At 71.8% G+C, this 15,773-nt stretch carries 11 protein-coding genes; 6 read left to right on the top strand and 5 right to left on the bottom strand.

Annotation, left to right across the window (positions count from 1 at the left end; genetic code table 11):
* Positions 1 to 18: 18 nt before the first annotated feature.
* The 4 genes from ABZ808_RS12560 to ABZ808_RS12575 form a co-directional block, all read right to left on the bottom strand.
* Positions 19 to 2,487 carry an AAA family ATPase gene (locus ABZ808_RS12560; RefSeq protein ID WP_357004461.1) on the bottom strand — a complete coding sequence of 823 codons (2,469 nt, stop codon included), beginning with the start codon at positions 2,485 to 2,487 and terminating at the stop codon, positions 19 to 21.
* A 55-nt stretch (positions 2,488 to 2,542) separates the two neighbouring features.
* On the bottom strand, positions 2,543 to 5,557 hold the full coding sequence (locus ABZ808_RS12565) for a S8 family serine peptidase (RefSeq protein WP_357004464.1): 3,015 nt from the start codon (positions 5,555 to 5,557) through the stop codon (positions 2,543 to 2,545).
* A 330-nt stretch (positions 5,558 to 5,887) separates the two neighbouring features.
* Positions 5,888 to 7,138, bottom strand: a complete 1,251-nt coding sequence (locus ABZ808_RS12570; RefSeq protein WP_357004467.1) for a DUF222 domain-containing protein — start codon at positions 7,136 to 7,138, stop codon at positions 5,888 to 5,890.
* A 337-nt stretch (positions 7,139 to 7,475) separates the two neighbouring features.
* Positions 7,476 to 7,955 carry a helix-turn-helix domain-containing protein gene (locus tag ABZ808_RS12575; RefSeq protein WP_357004470.1) on the bottom strand — a complete coding sequence of 160 codons (480 nt, stop codon included), beginning with the start codon at positions 7,953 to 7,955 and terminating at the stop codon, positions 7,476 to 7,478.
* Between the two features lie 105 nt (positions 7,956 to 8,060).
* Between ABZ808_RS12575 and ABZ808_RS12580 the strand changes: the two genes are divergently transcribed.
* The 6 genes from ABZ808_RS12580 to ABZ808_RS12605 all read left to right on the top strand — a co-directional run bounded on the left by ABZ808_RS12580 (position 8,061) and on the right by ABZ808_RS12605 (position 14,775).
* Entirely contained in the window at positions 8,061 to 9,608 is a 1,548-nt protein-coding gene (locus tag ABZ808_RS12580; protein WP_357004473.1) for an MFS transporter, read from the top strand.
* A gap of 226 nt (positions 9,609 to 9,834) precedes the next feature.
* Positions 9,835 to 10,008, top strand: a complete 174-nt coding sequence (locus ABZ808_RS12585; RefSeq protein WP_357004476.1) for a hypothetical protein — start codon at positions 9,835 to 9,837, stop codon at positions 10,006 to 10,008.
* Complete coding sequence (locus tag ABZ808_RS12590) at positions 10,005 to 11,012, top strand: glycosyltransferase family 4 protein (RefSeq protein ID WP_357004478.1); 1,008 nt, start codon at positions 10,005 to 10,007, stop codon at positions 11,010 to 11,012. The genes ABZ808_RS12585 and ABZ808_RS12590 overlap by 4 nt, the downstream gene beginning before the upstream one ends.
* Positions 11,013 to 11,129: 117 nt before the next feature.
* The gene (locus tag ABZ808_RS12595; RefSeq protein ID WP_357004480.1) at positions 11,130 to 12,266 is read left to right on the top strand and encodes a glycosyltransferase; all 1,137 of its coding nucleotides are present in this window, start codon (positions 11,130 to 11,132) and stop codon (positions 12,264 to 12,266) included.
* Positions 12,263 to 13,315 carry a glycosyltransferase gene (locus ABZ808_RS12600; RefSeq protein WP_357004483.1) on the top strand — a complete coding sequence of 351 codons (1,053 nt, stop codon included), beginning with the start codon at positions 12,263 to 12,265 and terminating at the stop codon, positions 13,313 to 13,315. Before ABZ808_RS12595 ends, ABZ808_RS12600 begins: the two co-directional genes overlap by 4 nt.
* The gene (locus tag ABZ808_RS12605; RefSeq protein WP_357004486.1) at positions 13,312 to 14,775 is read left to right on the top strand and encodes a glycosylase; all 1,464 of its coding nucleotides are present in this window, start codon (positions 13,312 to 13,314) and stop codon (positions 14,773 to 14,775) included. Before ABZ808_RS12600 ends, ABZ808_RS12605 begins: the two co-directional genes overlap by 4 nt.
* Positions 14,776 to 14,811: 36 nt before the next feature.
* On the opposite strand, the gene ABZ808_RS12610 is transcribed toward ABZ808_RS12605, so the two are convergent.
* Positions 14,812 to 15,543: a SigB/SigF/SigG family RNA polymerase sigma factor gene (locus ABZ808_RS12610; protein ID WP_357004871.1), complete on the bottom strand. Its 732-nt coding sequence runs from the start codon at positions 15,541 to 15,543 to the stop codon at positions 14,812 to 14,814.
* Positions 15,544 to 15,773: the final 230 nt, after the last annotated feature.

The following is a 15,773-nucleotide window of genomic DNA, read 5'->3' on the forward strand; positions in this document are numbered from 1 at the left end:
CTTCGCGCGTGGGTCGGCTCAGGCGGGGACGAGTTCCCGGCATCGGTGCAGTGCGGCCAGGGCGAGCGGCGCGTCGCGGCCCGCGATGCCGGCTTCCAGTTCGGCCACCGCTTCCGCGGCCCGCGCCGGCTCACCCGCCGCGTCGGCGGCTTCGGCCAGCACCAGCACCGCGTCGGCGGCCCACGCCAGGATGCCCTTGCCGCGCACCAGTGACAGCGCCTCCGTAGCATGCCGCACCGCCTCGTCCGGTCGCTCGGCGAGGGTCAGCCGGGCCAGCGCCGAGAGCGCCTGCACCAGCGGCCAGATCGCGCCGACCCGCCGGGCGTCGGCCACCACCTCCCGCAGCGCCCGTTCGGCCGTCTCCACCTCGTCGGCGTCGACGGCGGTACGGGCGCGCACCGTCGCCAGTTCGACCCGCGCGTCGAGCAGGGTGACCGGCATCCGTTCCGAGGTGGCGACCAGCCGGGTGAGCCGCTCGGCGAGCCCGTCGAGTCGTCCGGCAGCGCGGTCCATCGACAACTCGGTGACCTCCACCAGGGTAGTCAGCCGCTCGTACCCGGTCTCGTCGACCAACCCCCGGCCCGCCGCCAGAAGCGCCTCGGCCTGCTCCGGGTGCCCGGCGTGCAACGCGCCCTGCGCCCAGTTCAGGCAGGCCCGAGCATGCTCTCGGGGCCGGTCGGCCAACTCGGCGGAGGCGCGCAACTCCGTGATGATCGTCCAGGCTGCCGGGTCACCCAGCTCCAGCAGCAGTGAGGCGCGGGCGATGCGGACCGCGAGGTGCGCCGCCGGGTCCCCGCTGGCCGTCGCGGCGCTCTCCGCCTCCGCGCAGCGGGCCAGGTGGTCGTCGACGTGCCGGCCGACTACGGTGTCCGGGGCCGCCAGCACCGCCAGGGCCGGGGCCTTGCGGCGTGGGGCGCGCAGGTACGGCACGGCACGCTCGATTTCGGCGTACCCGCGCAGTGCCTCGCCCTGCTGACGCAGCATCCGCCCGAGCACGAGTCCCAGCTCGCCCCGGGCGCCGGGTGGCAGCCGCCGGTCGGCGAGCAGTCGTTCCAGCACGGGGATCGCCTCCGCCTGGCTGAGCCCGTCGATGGCCGACCGGCCCAACTTGGCGGCGAGCCGGACGCGTACCGGTCGGGGAAGCTCGGCGACGTCCATCGTCTGGAGCAGGAAGCTGGCGGCGGTCGCGTCGTCGCCTCGCTCGGTGGCCAGGTCGGCGGCGGCCTCGGCGTTGCGGACGAAGTCGGCTCCGCTGCCGGCCCGGCGATAGTGGTGCGCGAGTTGCGCGACAGGCTTCGGCAGCTCCTGCTCCAGCACCCGCGCGACACGCAGGTGCAGCCACTCGCGGCTCTCCCGGGGCACCAGGTCGTACACCACCTGCCGGGCCAGGTCGTGGCGGAACCGCAGGCCGTCCCCGGCGTCGTGCAACAGGCCCGCCCGGTGGGCCGCGCCCAACGCCGCGCCGACCGCCACTCTGTCCAGGTTGAGCACCGAGGAGAGGATCCGCTGGTCCGGTGCCAACCCCAACACGGCGGCGGCACCGAGCACCTCTCGGGTGGCCTCGTCGAGCGGACGCAGCCGCCAGAGCAGCACGTCCCGCAGGACGAACGGGACGCTGTCGTCCGCCAACGGGTCGCCGCCCCGCTCGGCGAGCGTACGCAGCACCTCCTCGACCACGAACGGGATGCCGGCGGTGCGATCGAGCAGGGTGGCGGTCAGTTGCTGCGGCGGATCGTCGAGCCGCAGGGTCCGGGCGGCCAGCCGGCGTACGTCGTCGGCGTCCAGCGGGCTGAGCGTGACACGGGTGACGGTCCATGGTGGAGTTCGCGCCAGCGCGTCGTGGATCGGCGTACTGCCTCCCGGTGCCGGCGTGCGGGCGGTGAGCACCACCGCCAGCCCGTCCACCGGGTGGGTGCTGAGGTAGCCGAGGAACTCGCAGGTCGCCGGGTCGGCCCAGTGCAGGTCCTCAAGGAGCAGCGTCGCGGGGGCCAACGCGGCCAGCACTGCGGCTACGGCCCGGAGCAGGCGGTGCCGCTCGGCCGCCGGGTCGGTCAACGGGGGTGGCGCGTCGGGCAGCGCGTCGGCCAGTTCGGGCAGCAGCGGCGCGAGGGCGCCAGCCACCGGGCTGAGCGCGCCGAGTCGGTCGGCGCTGCCCCGGATCGCGTCCAGCAGCACGCCGAGCGGGAAGGGCTCCGGCACGTCGTCGCACTCGCCGACCAGGTGGCGCCCGGGGAGGTCGGCGAGCAACTCGGAGACGAGTCGGCTCTTACCGATCCCGGGCTCGCCCTCCAGCAGGATCAGGCATGGCGGGGCTTCGACGAGCCGGCGAAGCTGGGCCAGCTCTGCCGCTCGTCCGACGAACTCGACCGGTCCGCGCAGACGTTCGGGGCGGACGGGAGATGGGCCCCCGCCGCCCCGCGTCTTGTCCTCGCCGCCGTCGATCACCGTGGGGCCGAGCAGATCACCCCCGCGGTTCCCGCCGGCCATCTGGCGGACCGGTGGTGACCTGGGTCACACGCCGGTCCGCCGGGTGGGGGAGCGGTCAGGACTGGATGGTGACCGGCACGGTCTTCAGCGAGCCGTCACCGTTGCGGAACTCCACGAGCCCGATGTAGCGCAGCCCCGGGGCGAGGCCGGACCAGCGCAGGGTCAGGTTCGCCGTAGCGCCCGGCTGCACGCTGCGCTGCTTCGGGTCGATGGTGAACCGGCCGGTGGAGGTGCCCGCCGCGCCCGGCAGGTAACTGGTGATGGTGTACGCGTTGGCGCCCGTCGGCATGTTCTCGGTGAACTCCTGCTCGACGACCACGATGTAGTCCCCGGCACCGTCCGGCAGCGACACCTTGGCGCCGTCCCGGCCGCTGGCGGTGGCCGTGACGAACTTGCCGGCCTTGTCGTAGACGTTGAGGCTGAACTCCGTGCACTCCATCACCCCCTCCTCGTCATCCCAGTCGATGTGCGAGCAGGTGGGCCGCTCCGAGGTCACCTGGATGAGCGGGCTGCGGGTGCCGGCCGGTACGTGCAGCGTGGTCCGGCTGATCGACGCGGGCAGCGGCACCGGCAGGTTGTTCGACGAACTCCAGTCCCAGCTCGGCCCGTCACCGTGCAGGGTGACAACGGTGCGGGTGCCCGAGGTCAGGCCGGAGAGTTGGGAGATCAGCTTGCCCTTGTAGCCGGCCTCGGCGGCGATCCGGACGCTGCCGGAGGTGCCCGCGCCGGTGATGGCGTCGGGGGCGACCAGCCCGGAGTTGTGCACGACCACGGGGCTGCGCACCTCGTGCTTGAACTGGTCGCGCCAGGTCAGCGAACCGTCGGCCCAGGCGTCGAACGGGGCGTCGGTGTTGGTGACCTCCACGGTGAAGCTGGCGGTCCGGCCGGGCTTGATCTGCATCTTGGCCGGGGTGACCTTGACCTTGTAGCCCGGCGGGGCCTGCACCGACGACGTGTAGGTGCTGGTCTTGTCGCTGACGTTGGTGACGGTACGGGTGACCTTCTGCTTGCCCACCATCCGACCCAGCGCGATCGACGGGTAGTTGAGCTGGGCCGTGTCGATCGCGCCGATCGTGTCGCAGCCGGGCAGGTCGGCGAGCCCGTAGTCGCCGCCACGGTCGGCGGACACCCCGCACAGGTACTGGATCCAGTCCTCCTGGTTGGAGTCGTAGACCAGGCCCGGGTCGAAGGCGCTGCCGGGCTCGACCTGGCCGGCGCCGTAGTTGAGCGGGGTGGCGTCGTACGTGCCGATCTTGATTGGGTTGCCCTTGTCGGTCCGGTCCACCGCGCTGGTCATCAGCGCCGAGCGGACCGCCGACGGCGACCAATTGGGGTGCTTGGCCAGCAGCAGGGCGGCGATACCGGCGATGTGCGGCGCCGCCATCGAGGTGCCCGACTCCAGGGCGAACTTGTTCCCGCCGATGGACGGGGAGAACGCCGCAACGATGTCCTGACCGGGCGCGCTGATGTCCGGCTTGAGCAGCTCACCGGCGTTCAGGTTCGACGGGCCCGCCGAGGAGAACGCGGCGACCGAGGGCGCCTCGACAATCTCCAGCTTGCTCGGCGAGATGGTGGCCTTGGCGTTGCCCTTCGCGACGTACGCGGTGACGGTGGCGAGGTCGACCTCGTTGATGTGCACGGTCGGCACCGTCTGCACGTCGGCGTTGAGGGAGTTCAGCTCGTCGTTGTACAGCACCATGCCGACGCCGCCGGCCCGTGCCACCTCGATGCTCTTGTCGGTACGCGGGACCTCGCCGCGCAGGCAGAGCACGATCGCGCCCTTGACCTTGGCCGGGTCCAACGTGTCGTCGGCGCAGAAGCTGGCACCGTAGGCACCGTCCGGGTCGAGCGGGCTGTCCTTGGCGAAGACGAGTCGGGCCGGCCCGACACCTGTCGCGCCCATCCCCACACCGGCGATGGTGGTGCCGTTGCCGAGGGTGAGCTTCCGGGTGTTCTGCCGGTCGGTGGTGCTCGCGGCCACGGTGGTCAGCCACGGCGTCGAGTTGTCGACCGTGTTGGCGAACGGCCCCGAGTTACCGGCGGCGGCAGCGACGAAGACCCCGGCGGCGGCGGCGTTGAAGAACGTCGCGTCGATCGCCCCGAACCGCTCGGTGTCGTCACCGATCGAATAGTTGATCACGTCGACGCCGTCGGCGACCGCGTCGTCGATGGCGTGCACGATGTCGACGTCGGTACCCGTCGCCCCGCCCGCGCCGTTGTCGTACAACGCCTTGTAGATCGCCAGCCGCGCGGCCGGCGCCATGCCGGAGATCATGCCCAGGTCCTGAGTGCCCGACGTCGCCCGTACGCCGTGGTTGCCCGCCGCGGTGCTGGCCGTGTGGGTGCCGTGGCCGTTGCGGTCGCGGGGCGAGGAGTAGTCGTCCGGGAACGCGTCGGCGATCCCGCTGTCGTTGTACCAGCGGGCTCCGATCACTTTGTTGTTGCAGGTGACCGGCGCCTCGATGCCGACGTCGCAGGTGCCCTTCCACTTGGCGTCGATGACCGCCTGGTCGGGGCGGGGGCTGGGCAGCGGTGCGAAGCTCGCGCTCTCCGGCCAGTAGCCACTGTCGATGATCCCGACGATGACGCCCTCGCCCGCGCGGGAGTCACCTCCGAACTCGTTCTTCCACACCCCGCCCTTGCCGGTCAGGCCCAGGTAGTCGGGGGTGTGCGAGGTGGTCGCGTGCACCTTCTGGCTCTCGTACACCGCCCGCACGCCACGGGTGGCGCGGAGCCGGGCGGCCTGCGGCCCGGTCAGGTCGGCGGCGAAGCCGTTGAACGCGGTCTCCATGGTGACGCGGGTGCGATCGGCCGGAACGCCGACGCGGTCCAGCACCGACCTGCGCTGCTGGCGCAGGTGATCCCGGTACGCGTTGGCGTTGCCCGACGTGCGGTTCAGCTTGGCGCCGCCGCTCGGCTTGGTCGCCGCGATCCCGGGAACACCGCCGGTGTAGGTGGCCAGCGGCTCCTCATCAAGCTGGACGAGGTAGCGGGCGGTCGGTCCGCTGCTGGCCGGCGCGGCGGTGGCGCTGGCTGGCAGGCTGGTCAGGCCGGCCGCGGTCAGCGCCACGGCGGCCAGCATGCTGGCCCCGCGCCTGGCCCGTCCGGTCCGATGTGCGTTCGGTTGTGGCACGTCGTTGCCTCCACGTTCGGTGCCGGCCGCCACGACTGATGACGGTGGCCGAAACCTAGGAGCGGTACCGATCAACGAGAAGCACTCGTAACCTGGCTGTCATCTCGGAAACAAGCTCGTAACACAACGGGCACTTTGCGCGTCATTTAGCCCCGCAGTTCCGGGTACCCCGCACACTCGCGGCCGTGCACGTGCCGTGCCGTCGAGCGCGTCGTACGGGCGATCACTGTGGAGGAAGCCGACGGGCCGTTGAGGCGTGCTGGCTGCTCATGTTCGTCGGTGGTACTGGTTGCGGCGAGGGAGTTGGTCGGGGTCGAGCCATGCGGGTGGGATGAACTCCGGGTGCCCGTCGCCGCCCAGCCGCACCGCCCAGTCGCTGTGGTGGATGTGGCGGTGGTGGTGGGCGCAGAGCAGCACGGCGTTCGCGAGGCTGGTGGGGCCGTCGTCGGCCCAGTGTCGGATGTGGTGGGCATCGCACCAGCGGGGTGGCCGGTCGCAGCCGGGGAAAGCGCATCCGCGGTCACGGAGGACCAGGGCGCGTCGTAGTGGCCCGGTGATGAGCCGCCGTTGCCGCCCCACGTCGAGTGGTTGGGAGGCCGCACCGAGCACGGCGGGCAGGATGGCGGCATCGCAGGCGAGCCGGCGGACCGTCTCCGGGGTGAGTCGGAAGCCGGCGTCGAGGGTGCCCGCGCCGAGTTGTCCGACGAGCCCGTTGTAGGTGGTGGTGACGACGATCTGGGCCGAGTCACCGCCGTGCTCTGGTAGGTCGCCGGTGCGCAGGCTGAGTCGGCAGACGTCGGCGAGGGCGTCATGGCGTCGTTGCCCGGGGGACCGTCGGTCGTCCGGGCCGGACAGGGCGGTCAGCGGGTCGATGGCGGCGCGGAACAGGTCGGCCGTTTCGGCGTCGAGGGTGCCGGTCAGTCGGAGTCGGCCGTCGGACAGCGCGGAGAGGGTCACGTGGCGATCGCGGGCCGCCCGGCGTGCTTCGGCTTCCAGCGCGGTCTTTGCGGCGGCGTCGGCGATGTCGGGGGCGACGTGGTCGAGGATGCGGGTGCCGAGTTTGCGCAGCAGGGTGGGGTCGAACTGCCTGGCCCATTCGGTGAGCACACCCACGGCTTTGTCGGCGGCCTCCGTGCCCGCCGTGGCCTGCACGGTGTCGACGCTGTCGGCGATGACCCGCGCCTGGTCAAGGGTGATCTCTCCGTCGGCAAGTGCCTGTCTGATCCCGGGGTTGCCGCTGTCCAGGGCGGTGGCGAGGTCCACGAGTCGGCGGGCGGCGGGGATGGTGAGGTGGAGTCGTTCGCGCAGCCAGACCGTGGTGCCGGAGGCACCCTGTGTCACGGGGGTGCCGCGCCCGTCCAGCTCGCGGACCAGGGCCAGGGTGACGGCGGAGAGGCGTTGTTGGAGACGGTGCGCGGCGTCGAGCGCGGCGATCAGCTCGTGGTCCGTGAGGGGCCAGACGGTGGCATCGACGCAGGCAGCGACCGCGTCGTCCGCCTGCGCCAACTCCTCGACCATGCCCTGAGATTAGGACAGGCGTACGACAATTTATCGCCCATGATCGATTAGCTGGTGGCGGTCGTTGGCTGGTTGCGGGGACGCGGGGCCAGCTGCGCCGGGGCGGCGAGGGTGAGCCGCGTCGGATCGTGCCGGGCGGCCGGGCGGCCGGGCGACCGGGCACAGCCTGGATGGTGCCGGGGCGGCCGGGCCCAGCCGTGTGGATCGCGCCTGGGCGGCGCGGGGCGTCAGTTGCGGCGGATGACGCCTGGGCGGCGTGGGTTGTCGGCCGCGTTGGATCGCCGCCCGGGTGGCGAGGGCCTAGCCGCGTCGGATCGCGCCCCGGCGGCGTGGGTCGTCAATCGCGTCGGATCGCGCCTGGCCCGGCGGTGATGTCGATGTCGCCGCTGTCGACGTCGTGACCACCCGCGCAGCGGAGTACCGCCCGCACGGGTTGGCCGCAGTCGTGGTGGGTCGCGACGATGGGCGGGCCGGCCTCGTCGGCGGCCCAGGTGTCGCCCCAGTTGCGGAGCGCGGTGATGACGGGCAGCAGTTCGCGGCCCTTGGGGGTGAGTTGGTATTCGTGGCGGGTGCGCTGGCCTGGCTCCCGGTAGGGGATCCGTTCGAGCAGGCCGGCGGCGACCATTTCCTTGAGTCGGGCGGCGATGGCGGGCTCGCCGATCCCGACGCGGCGGACGAAGTCGTCGAATCGGCGCGTGCCGAGCAGCGCGTCGCGCATGATCAGGACCGTCGACCTGGCGCCCACGATGTCTATCGCCCGGGCCACCGAGCAGTTCGCGTTCGACCAGGAGTCGCGGTCATCCCGTAGGTCCCCCATGTGTTCCAGCTTACCTGACTTGCAGCGGGGCAAGTCAGGTGCTTCACTCGGTGATTGCTGACTTCAGCAAACGCAAGTCAGTCCGACTCGTCCCGAGGGATGCCCATGACGACCAGCGCTACCGCGCCGCCCGCACCCGGATCGGCAACCACCGCCCGTTCAGCGCTCCGCGGTTCCCCCGCGGTCACGCTGATCGCCATGTGCCTGGGCGCGATGATCACGTTCCTCCAGATCACCGCGACCGTCTCTGCCCTGACCACCATCCAGCGCGACCTCCGGGTCGACGCCACCACCCTGATCTGGATTCCCAGCGCGTACACCCTGGTCGTGGCGAGCGTGGTGCTGTCCGCCGCCACCCTGGGCAACCGGTACGGGCGTCGGCGCATCTTCAGCGCGGGCATCCTCGCCATGATCGCCGGCAGTGCCGTGGTGGCGGCTTCCCCCACCGTGACCTGGGTGATCATCGGTCAGTTGGTCGCGGGGCTCGGCGGTGCGCTGATCCTCCCGAACAGCCTGGCGATCCTCGGCGCGGCCTTCACCGACCCGCACCGCCGCACCGAGGTCATCACCGCCTGGTCGGCGGCCTCCGGCGTCGGTCTCGCGGTCGGCCCGCTGATCGCCGGGGCGCTGCTGCGGCACCACTCGTGGCACAGCGTCTACATCTCCGCGATCGTGCTGGGCGTGGTCACCCTGGTCGTCGCCGCGATCGGAGTGGTCGAGTCCCGGCCGAGCGCGGCCCGCATCGACGTACCCGGCCTGCTGCTCGGCACCGTCGCCATCGCCGCCGCCGTCTACGCCATGATCCGGGGTGGCCGGGACGGTTACACCAGCCCAGTGGTGGCGTCGGCCTGGGTCGCCTCGGCAGCCGCGCTTGTCGCGTTCGTGCTTGTCGAACTGCGCGCCAGCGCGCCGATGCTCGACGTACGCCTGTTCCGGTCCGCATCGTTCAGCGCGGTCATGGTCGTCGCCGCGGTGTCGCTGTTCGGCTTCACCGGCGTGGCGATCCTGCTCGTCCTGTTCCACGAACGCGCCCAGGCGCTCAGCCCGTTGGACACCGGCTGGCGGATGCTCGTCCTCTTCGGCGTGTACGCGGTCACGGCCTTCGGCGCGGGGCGACTGATTCGGCGTACCGGGTTCAAGGCGCCCCTCACCGCCGGTCTGGTCCTCGGCGCCCTGGCCAGCTTCGGGCTGGCCGCCCAGGGCCCGACCACCCCGTTCGCCCACCGTTGGCCGCTGCTCGCCCTGTTCGGCGCGGCCAGCGCCCTGGTAGTCGCCCCGGCGGCCGCGGCGGCGTTGGCGAGCGTCGCACCCGCCCAGGCGGGCATGGCCTCCGGCGCGGTCAACGCCGCCCGTCAGGTCGGCTCGGTGCTCGGCTCGTCCCTGCTGGGCACGCTCCTCACCACCACGATGCTGGCCGACCTGCCCGACCGGCTCGCCGCCCACCAGGTCGACGCGCCCACCCGGGCCGCCGTACAGGCGGCGGCGGCCACCGGCGCCACCGGCGACCAACCGCTGCCTGATCCGGTACGGGCGGCGCTCGCCGAGGCCCTGACCTCCGGAGTTCAGGCCGGGTTGTGGGTCACCGGCATCGTCTTCCTCGCTACCGCCGTTCTCGCGCTCACCCTGATCCGCAACCGACCGCACCAGCCTTGACGGTGGCGGCAGTCGGGTTGGGGTGAACAACCCGGCTGCGCAGAAGGCTTGCGACGAGCCGCGCCGTCGGTGCGCAAGCAGCCGTACAGGTTGGGGGCGTACGGTAGGTATGTCGCCCGACCACGGCCCAATCGGGCTTGCGGTGATGACACGGCATCCCACCCGCGCTTTCGCACCGCCGTCCACGCGCAGGAATATTCCGGACGGCTCAACCAGGGAGCACCAGATGAGGATCGCCAAGCACAGGATCGTCAACGCACTTCGTGACCGCGGCCAGCAGGCCAGGGCCGACTGGGTCGAGCGCGAGCTGCCCGAGCGGGTGGACCCGGCCAAGCACTCCGGCCTGCTCGCCACCCTGCATCTCGACCCGGCTGACCTCGCCGACGCTCCATCCCCGTGAGGGTTGCGCTGCTCGGACCGGTCGCCTGGCGTACGCCCCCGCACCACTACGGCCCCTGGGAACAGGTGACCGGCCTGCTCGCCGAAGGGCTGGTCGCCCGTGGCGTGGACGTGACCCTCTTCGCGACGCTGGACTCGGTCACCTCCGCCCGACTCGACGGTGTGTGTTCCCGGGGGTACGCCGACGACCCGGACATGGACGGCCGGGTATGGGAGGCGATGCACGTCTCCCACGCGTTTGCCCGCTCTGCAGAGTTCGACCTGGTGCACAGCCACCTCGACTGGCTGCCGCTGGCCTTCGCGGAGCACTGCCGAGCACCACTGCTCACGACCGTGCACGGATTCTCGGGAGCGGGGATCCTGCCGGCCTACGCCCGAGCCCGATCGTCGTATGTGTCGATCTCCGACGCCGACCGGTCGCCGGAACTCGACTACGTCGCCACGGTGCAGCACGGCGTCGACCTCACCGGTCTGCCGTTCACCCGTGATGCCGGCCCTGGGCTGGCCGCGTTCGGCCGGATCCACCCCGACAAGGGCACCCACACCGCGATCGAGATCGCCCGCCTCGCCGGTCGACCCCTGACCATCTGCGGCATCGTGCAGGACGAACGGTACTTCGCCGAGCAGGTGGCCCCGCACATCGACGGCGACCAGGTCGTCTACCTCGGATCGGTCGGTCCCCGACGACGCGCCGAGGTGCTGGGCGCCAGCGCTGCCCTGCTGCATCCGATCGCCTTCGACGAACCGTTCGGCCTGTCGGTGGTGGAGTCGATGGTCTGCGGCACACCGGTCGTCGCGTACGCGCGAGGGTCCATGCCGGAGGTCGTCGACGAAGGCGTGACGGGGTGCCTCGTCCACACCGTCGAGCAGGCCGTCGACGCGGTGACCCGGGTCGTCGGCCTTGACCGGGTCGCCTGCCGGGCGCGGGCTCGACAGCGCTTCAGCGCGGAGCGGATGGTCACCGACTACCTCGCCGTCTACGACCGTGTCAGATCCCAGCCGTAGCTGACCGTCCCCGAACACGTTCCGCCGGTCACACACGCTGACCGGCGTGCGCCGTCACCGCGTGAGGTGCGCCCCCGTACGGAGGTGGCCGCCGACAACCCGGAAGGCCAGACGTTCATGCCCAGCTACGGATTCCTCAGCACCCACCCGCCAACCCGGTGTGGACTGGCCACTTTCAACTCCGCCCTCGCCGCGCAGCTCACCGCTGACGGCACGCGCGGTGGCATCGTGCGGGTCACCGACCACGGCGACGACCAGCGGCCCGGACCGGGGGTGGTGCACACCTGGTCGGCGCGGACGCCGGCCGGTTTGCGCGACGCCGCCGCCGCCCTGAACTCCTTCGACGTGGCCATCGTCCAACACGAGTACGGCATCTACCCCGGCACCGACGGCGAGGACGTCCTGCCGTTGCTGCGCCGGCTCACCGTGCCGAGCATCGTGGTCCTGCACACCGTGCTGCGCCAGCCCTCCGCCCGGCAGAAGTCCCTGCTGGAGCGGATCGTCGCCACGGCCGGTGCGGTCGTCACGATGACCGACACCGCCCGCGACCGCCTGCTCGTCGGCTACGCCGTGACGGCGAGCAAGGTGACGGTCATCCCGCACGGCGCCGCGGAACTCGCCGGCGTGCCCGTCGAACGGCGTACCCGACCGCACCTGCTGACCTGGGGGCTGATCGGCCCCGGCAAGGGGATCGAGTGGTCGCTGCGTGCCCTCGCCCGGTTGCAGGACCTGGAACCGACGCCCACCTACACCGTCGCGGGTCGGACCCACCCGAAGGTGATCGAGCACCACGGCGAGACGTACCGGGCGGGGTTGCACCAGCTCGGCGCCCAACTCGGCATCGCGCACGGCGTGGATTACCAGGACATCTATCACGACCAGGAGACCCTTGGCCGCCTGATCCGCTCCGCCGACGTGGTCGTGCTGCCGTACGACTCCCGCGAACAGGTCACCTCCGGCGTGCTCATCGAGGCGGTGGCCGCCGGGGTGCCTGTCGTGGCAACGGCGTTCCCGCACGCCGTCGAGCTGCTCACCGGCGGACCCGGTCTGGTCGTACCCCACCAGAATCCGGCGGCGCTGGCCGTGGCGATCCGGCGGATCCTGACCGAGCCGGGCCTCGCCGCCCGGCTGGCCGGCCGGGTCCGGCCGTTGGCCGCGGATCTGCGCTGGCCCGCGGTGGCGGCCCGCTACGGCGCCCTCGCCGAGCGACTCACCGAGGTCCGCAGGCCCGCCGTCAGCGGGGCGTCGGCGTGACCGCGACCACCGGCCGCCCCCGGACAGCGACCAGTCGGCGGTGGGCGACCGCGCCCGCGCCGAGCTTCGCGCACCTGACCCGGCTGAGCGACGACACCGGTCTGTTCGAGCACGCGCGGCACGCCATCGTCCGCCGGGAGCACGGCTACTGCACCGACGACGTGGCCCGTGGCCTGATCGTTGTCTGCCGTGAGCCAGAGCCGACCGAGGAGCTGCTACGGCTCGCGGAGCGCTACCTCGCCTTCCTGACCCACGCGCAGGACGCCAGCGGCGCCTTCCACAACCGGCTCGGGTACGACCGGCGCTGGACCGACGAGCCCGGGCTCGGCGACTGGTGGGGCCGGGCGCTGTGGGGGTTGGGCACGGCCGTTGCCCGCAGTCCCGCCGCCTGGATACGGGAGGAGGCGCTGGTCGCCTTCAGCCGGGGTGCGACCCGCCGTGCCGCTGCCCCGCACGCGATGGCCTTCGCCGGGCTCGGAGCGGCCGAGGTGCTGCGTCGCCATCCGGGCCACGTCGCCGCGGCCGCATTGTTGACCGAGGCCGCAGCCACCGTCGGCGCACCGGATTCCGATGCGCGGTGGCCCTGGCCGCAGCAGCGGTTGACCTATGCCAACGCGGCCCTCGCCGAGGTGGTCATCGTCGCCAGCCAGTTGCGCCACGGTGGCCCGCCCCTCGACGAGGGCCTGCGGATGCTGACCTGGCTGCGAGACGTCCAACTCCGCGACGGACGGCTGTCCGTCGTGCCCGCCGCAGGGTGGCAGCGCGGAATCGTACGGCTCCACCATGACCAGCAGCCGATCGAGGTCGCCGCCTTCGCCGACGCCTGTGCCACGGCCGCCATGGTCACCGGCGATCCGGTCTGGGACGACGGTGTACGGCAGGCGATCGGGTGGTTCCTCGGTGACAACGACATCGGCACGCCGATGTGGGATCCGGAAACCGGCGGCGGCTACGACGGACTGACCGCGCACGGACCCAACCTCAACCAGGGCGCCGAATCCACCCTCGCGCTCATCTCCACCCTGCAGCACGCCCGGCGATGGTCGTGACCGGAATACTGGCCGTTCGGCAGGACGTCACCCTCACCCCTGATCCACGCCGGGTCATCGTCAAGCTCTTCGTCCCGGGCGAGGACGCCGCAGTGGTGCGTACCCGCGCGAGGGCTCTCATCGACCGTGTCGCGCACCTCGACGACGACGAGATCGACCGGCTGCTGCGGGACACCTTCGACCGCTTCGGTGCCCGGCACCGCGACCTGGCCGGAACATTCCAGCATCACTACGACCTCGTGCGGCACCGCGCCGCCCGGGCCGAGGATCTCTCTCCCGCCAGCCGGCTCCTCGTCGGCGCCTACTTCAGCCACGAGTACGCGGTCGAGGCCGCCGCCCTGTGCAACCCGTCCATGGTGGCCCACCCCGACCAGACCCAGCTGGGCGTCGGGCAGTTGCGTGTCGCGGTCAGCCTGCGCCAGATCGGTGAGGGTCACCTGTCGTCGATCGGGTTCGCCACCGCCGTCCTCGGACCCGGGCGCGGGCTCACCGTCACCGACCGGTCCGGCCTTCTGGCGGTCGGACAGCGGACGGGCGTACGGCACCGGCGGGATCTACTGGTGGCCGGCCTGGCCGAGGAGGACTGCGACAACGAGGTCACCGCCACGGTGTTGGACGCACTGCCCGACCGGTACGACGAGGCGACCTTCGAGCGAGTGCTCGGCGATCTGCCGCCGGATCTGCTCTCCCGCAGCACCGGGTTGAGCACCCTGGAACACCTGCGGCGTACCAACGCGGGCAGCTACGCCACGGCCTTCTCCGCCGAGACGGCTCTGCACGAACGCGTGCTCTGGCCGGCCACTCCGGCGGAGAGCAACGGCATGGAGGACGCTCGGTTCGTCAGGTTCACCGACGAGTCAGGATCGGTGTATCGGGCCACCTACACCGCCTACGACGGCCGGAACGTCGGCACCCGTGCACTGGTCAGCCCCGACCTACGTCGTTTCGAGATGACCCCGATGCGTGGGCCGGGGGCTCGTAACAAGGGGATCGCGCTGTTTCCCCGTACCGTCGGCGGCCGACACCTGGCTCTCTGCCGCGCCGACGGCGAGACCATCGGCCTGACCGTTCTGGACGCCGAGAGCCGCTGGCAGCGCCCGGTCCCGCTGCACGCCCCCCGGGACAGCTGGGAGTTGATTCAGGTCGGCAACTGCGGGTCTCCCATCGAAACCGAGGCGGGCTGGCTCGTGCTCACCCACGGTGTCGGCCCGATGCGTCGGTACGCGATCGGCGCGCTTCTGCTCGACCTGCACCGACCGGAGCAGGTGGTCGCGCACCTTCCCGGCGTGCTCCTGTCACCCGAACAGTCCGACCGGGACGGCTACGTGCCGAACGTCGTCTACTCCTGTGGCGGGCTCGTCCATGACGGCGAGCTGTGGCTGCCGTACGGGGCCAGCGACGCCCGGGTCGGCTTCGCGACCGTGCCGGTGGCGGCTCTGCTCGCCGCGATGGTGGCCTGACCCGCCCACGCGCGGCCGGAAGGACGGTGCCGTGGATCAGGTGAGGTCGCCTTCGCCGAGTTGGTGGCGCAGCTTGCCCAGCGCTCGGGTGATGAGCCGTGAGACGTGCATCTGGGAGACACCGATCTGCTCGGCGATCTGGACCTGGGTCAGGTTGCCGTGGAAGCGCAGGCTCAGGATTCTGCGTTCGCGTTCCGGCAGCGTGGCGAGGGCCGGGCCGAGGGCGACGCGGAGTTCGACGAGGTCGAACTCGTGGTCGGTCGTACCGAGGGTGTCGCTGAGTTCCATCGTGCCGTCGGCGCCGATGGGTGTCGACAGCGAGGTGGTCCGGTACGCTCGCGCACCCTCCAGCCCTTCCAGAACTGTCTCCTCCGAGACGTCGAGGTAGGACGCGACGTCGGCGACCGTCGGTGAGCGACCCAGGGTGTGCGTCAGAGCGCTGTTCGCGGCGCTGATCGAGAGCCGGAGCTCCTGGAGGCGGCGGGGCACCCGCACCGCCCAGGTGCGGTCCCGGAAGTATCGCTTGATCTCGCCGACGATGGTCGGGATGGCGTACCCGCTGAAGTCGATGCCCCGGGTGGCGTCGAAGTGGTCGACAGCCTTGATGAGGCCGACCACGGCGGTCTGGGTCAGATCCTCTTCCGGAGCGCCGCGTCCCACGTAGCGGCGTGCCAGATGGCGGGTGAGCGGCAACCAGGCCTCGATGGTGCGGTCCCGCAGCGCCGGCCGGCGGGGATCGTCCGCCAGCGTCGCGGCCAACTCGGCCATCAGCTCGTCCGCCCGGGCGGTGCTCCGCCGGCCGATGCTGGTGCTGGTCGTGGGCTCGAAGGTAGTGACCACGAGTGGGTCCTTCCCGTGCGTGCCCGTCGATCAGGTCGACCGGAGGATCTCCGAGCCGGCTAATGCCGGAGCGCACGTGCGGGCGGGGCGCGCTGTCGCATGGGCCACAACCACGGGCCTCTCCGCCGCCGTCATGTCGTTCAGGTGATGGCGGGAAC

Source organism: Micromonospora sp. NPDC047527, assembly GCF_040643015.1.
Classification (GTDB): Bacteria; Actinomycetota; Actinomycetes; order Mycobacteriales; family Micromonosporaceae; genus Micromonospora.

Coding starts and splice junctions, on each gene's coding strand:
- ABZ808_RS12560 (WP_357004461.1), bottom strand. CDS start 2,487: ATGGCCGGCGGGAACCGCGGGGGTGATCTGCTCGGCCCCACGGTGATC.
- ABZ808_RS12570 (WP_357004467.1), bottom strand. CDS start 7,138: ATGGTCGAGGAGTTGGCGCAGGCGGACGACGCGGTCGCTGCCTGCGTC.
- ABZ808_RS12575 (WP_357004470.1), bottom strand. CDS start 7,955: ATGGGGGACCTACGGGATGACCGCGACTCCTGGTCGAACGCGAACTGC.
- ABZ808_RS12580 (WP_357004473.1), top strand. CDS start 8,061: ATGACGACCAGCGCTACCGCGCCGCCCGCACCCGGATCGGCAACCACC.
- ABZ808_RS12585 (WP_357004476.1), top strand. CDS start 9,835: ATGAGGATCGCCAAGCACAGGATCGTCAACGCACTTCGTGACCGCGGC.
- ABZ808_RS12595 (WP_357004480.1), top strand. CDS start 11,130: ATGCCCAGCTACGGATTCCTCAGCACCCACCCGCCAACCCGGTGTGGA.
- ABZ808_RS12610 (WP_357004871.1), bottom strand. CDS start 15,543: ATGGCCGAGTTGGCCGCGACGCTGGCGGACGATCCCCGCCGGCCGGCG.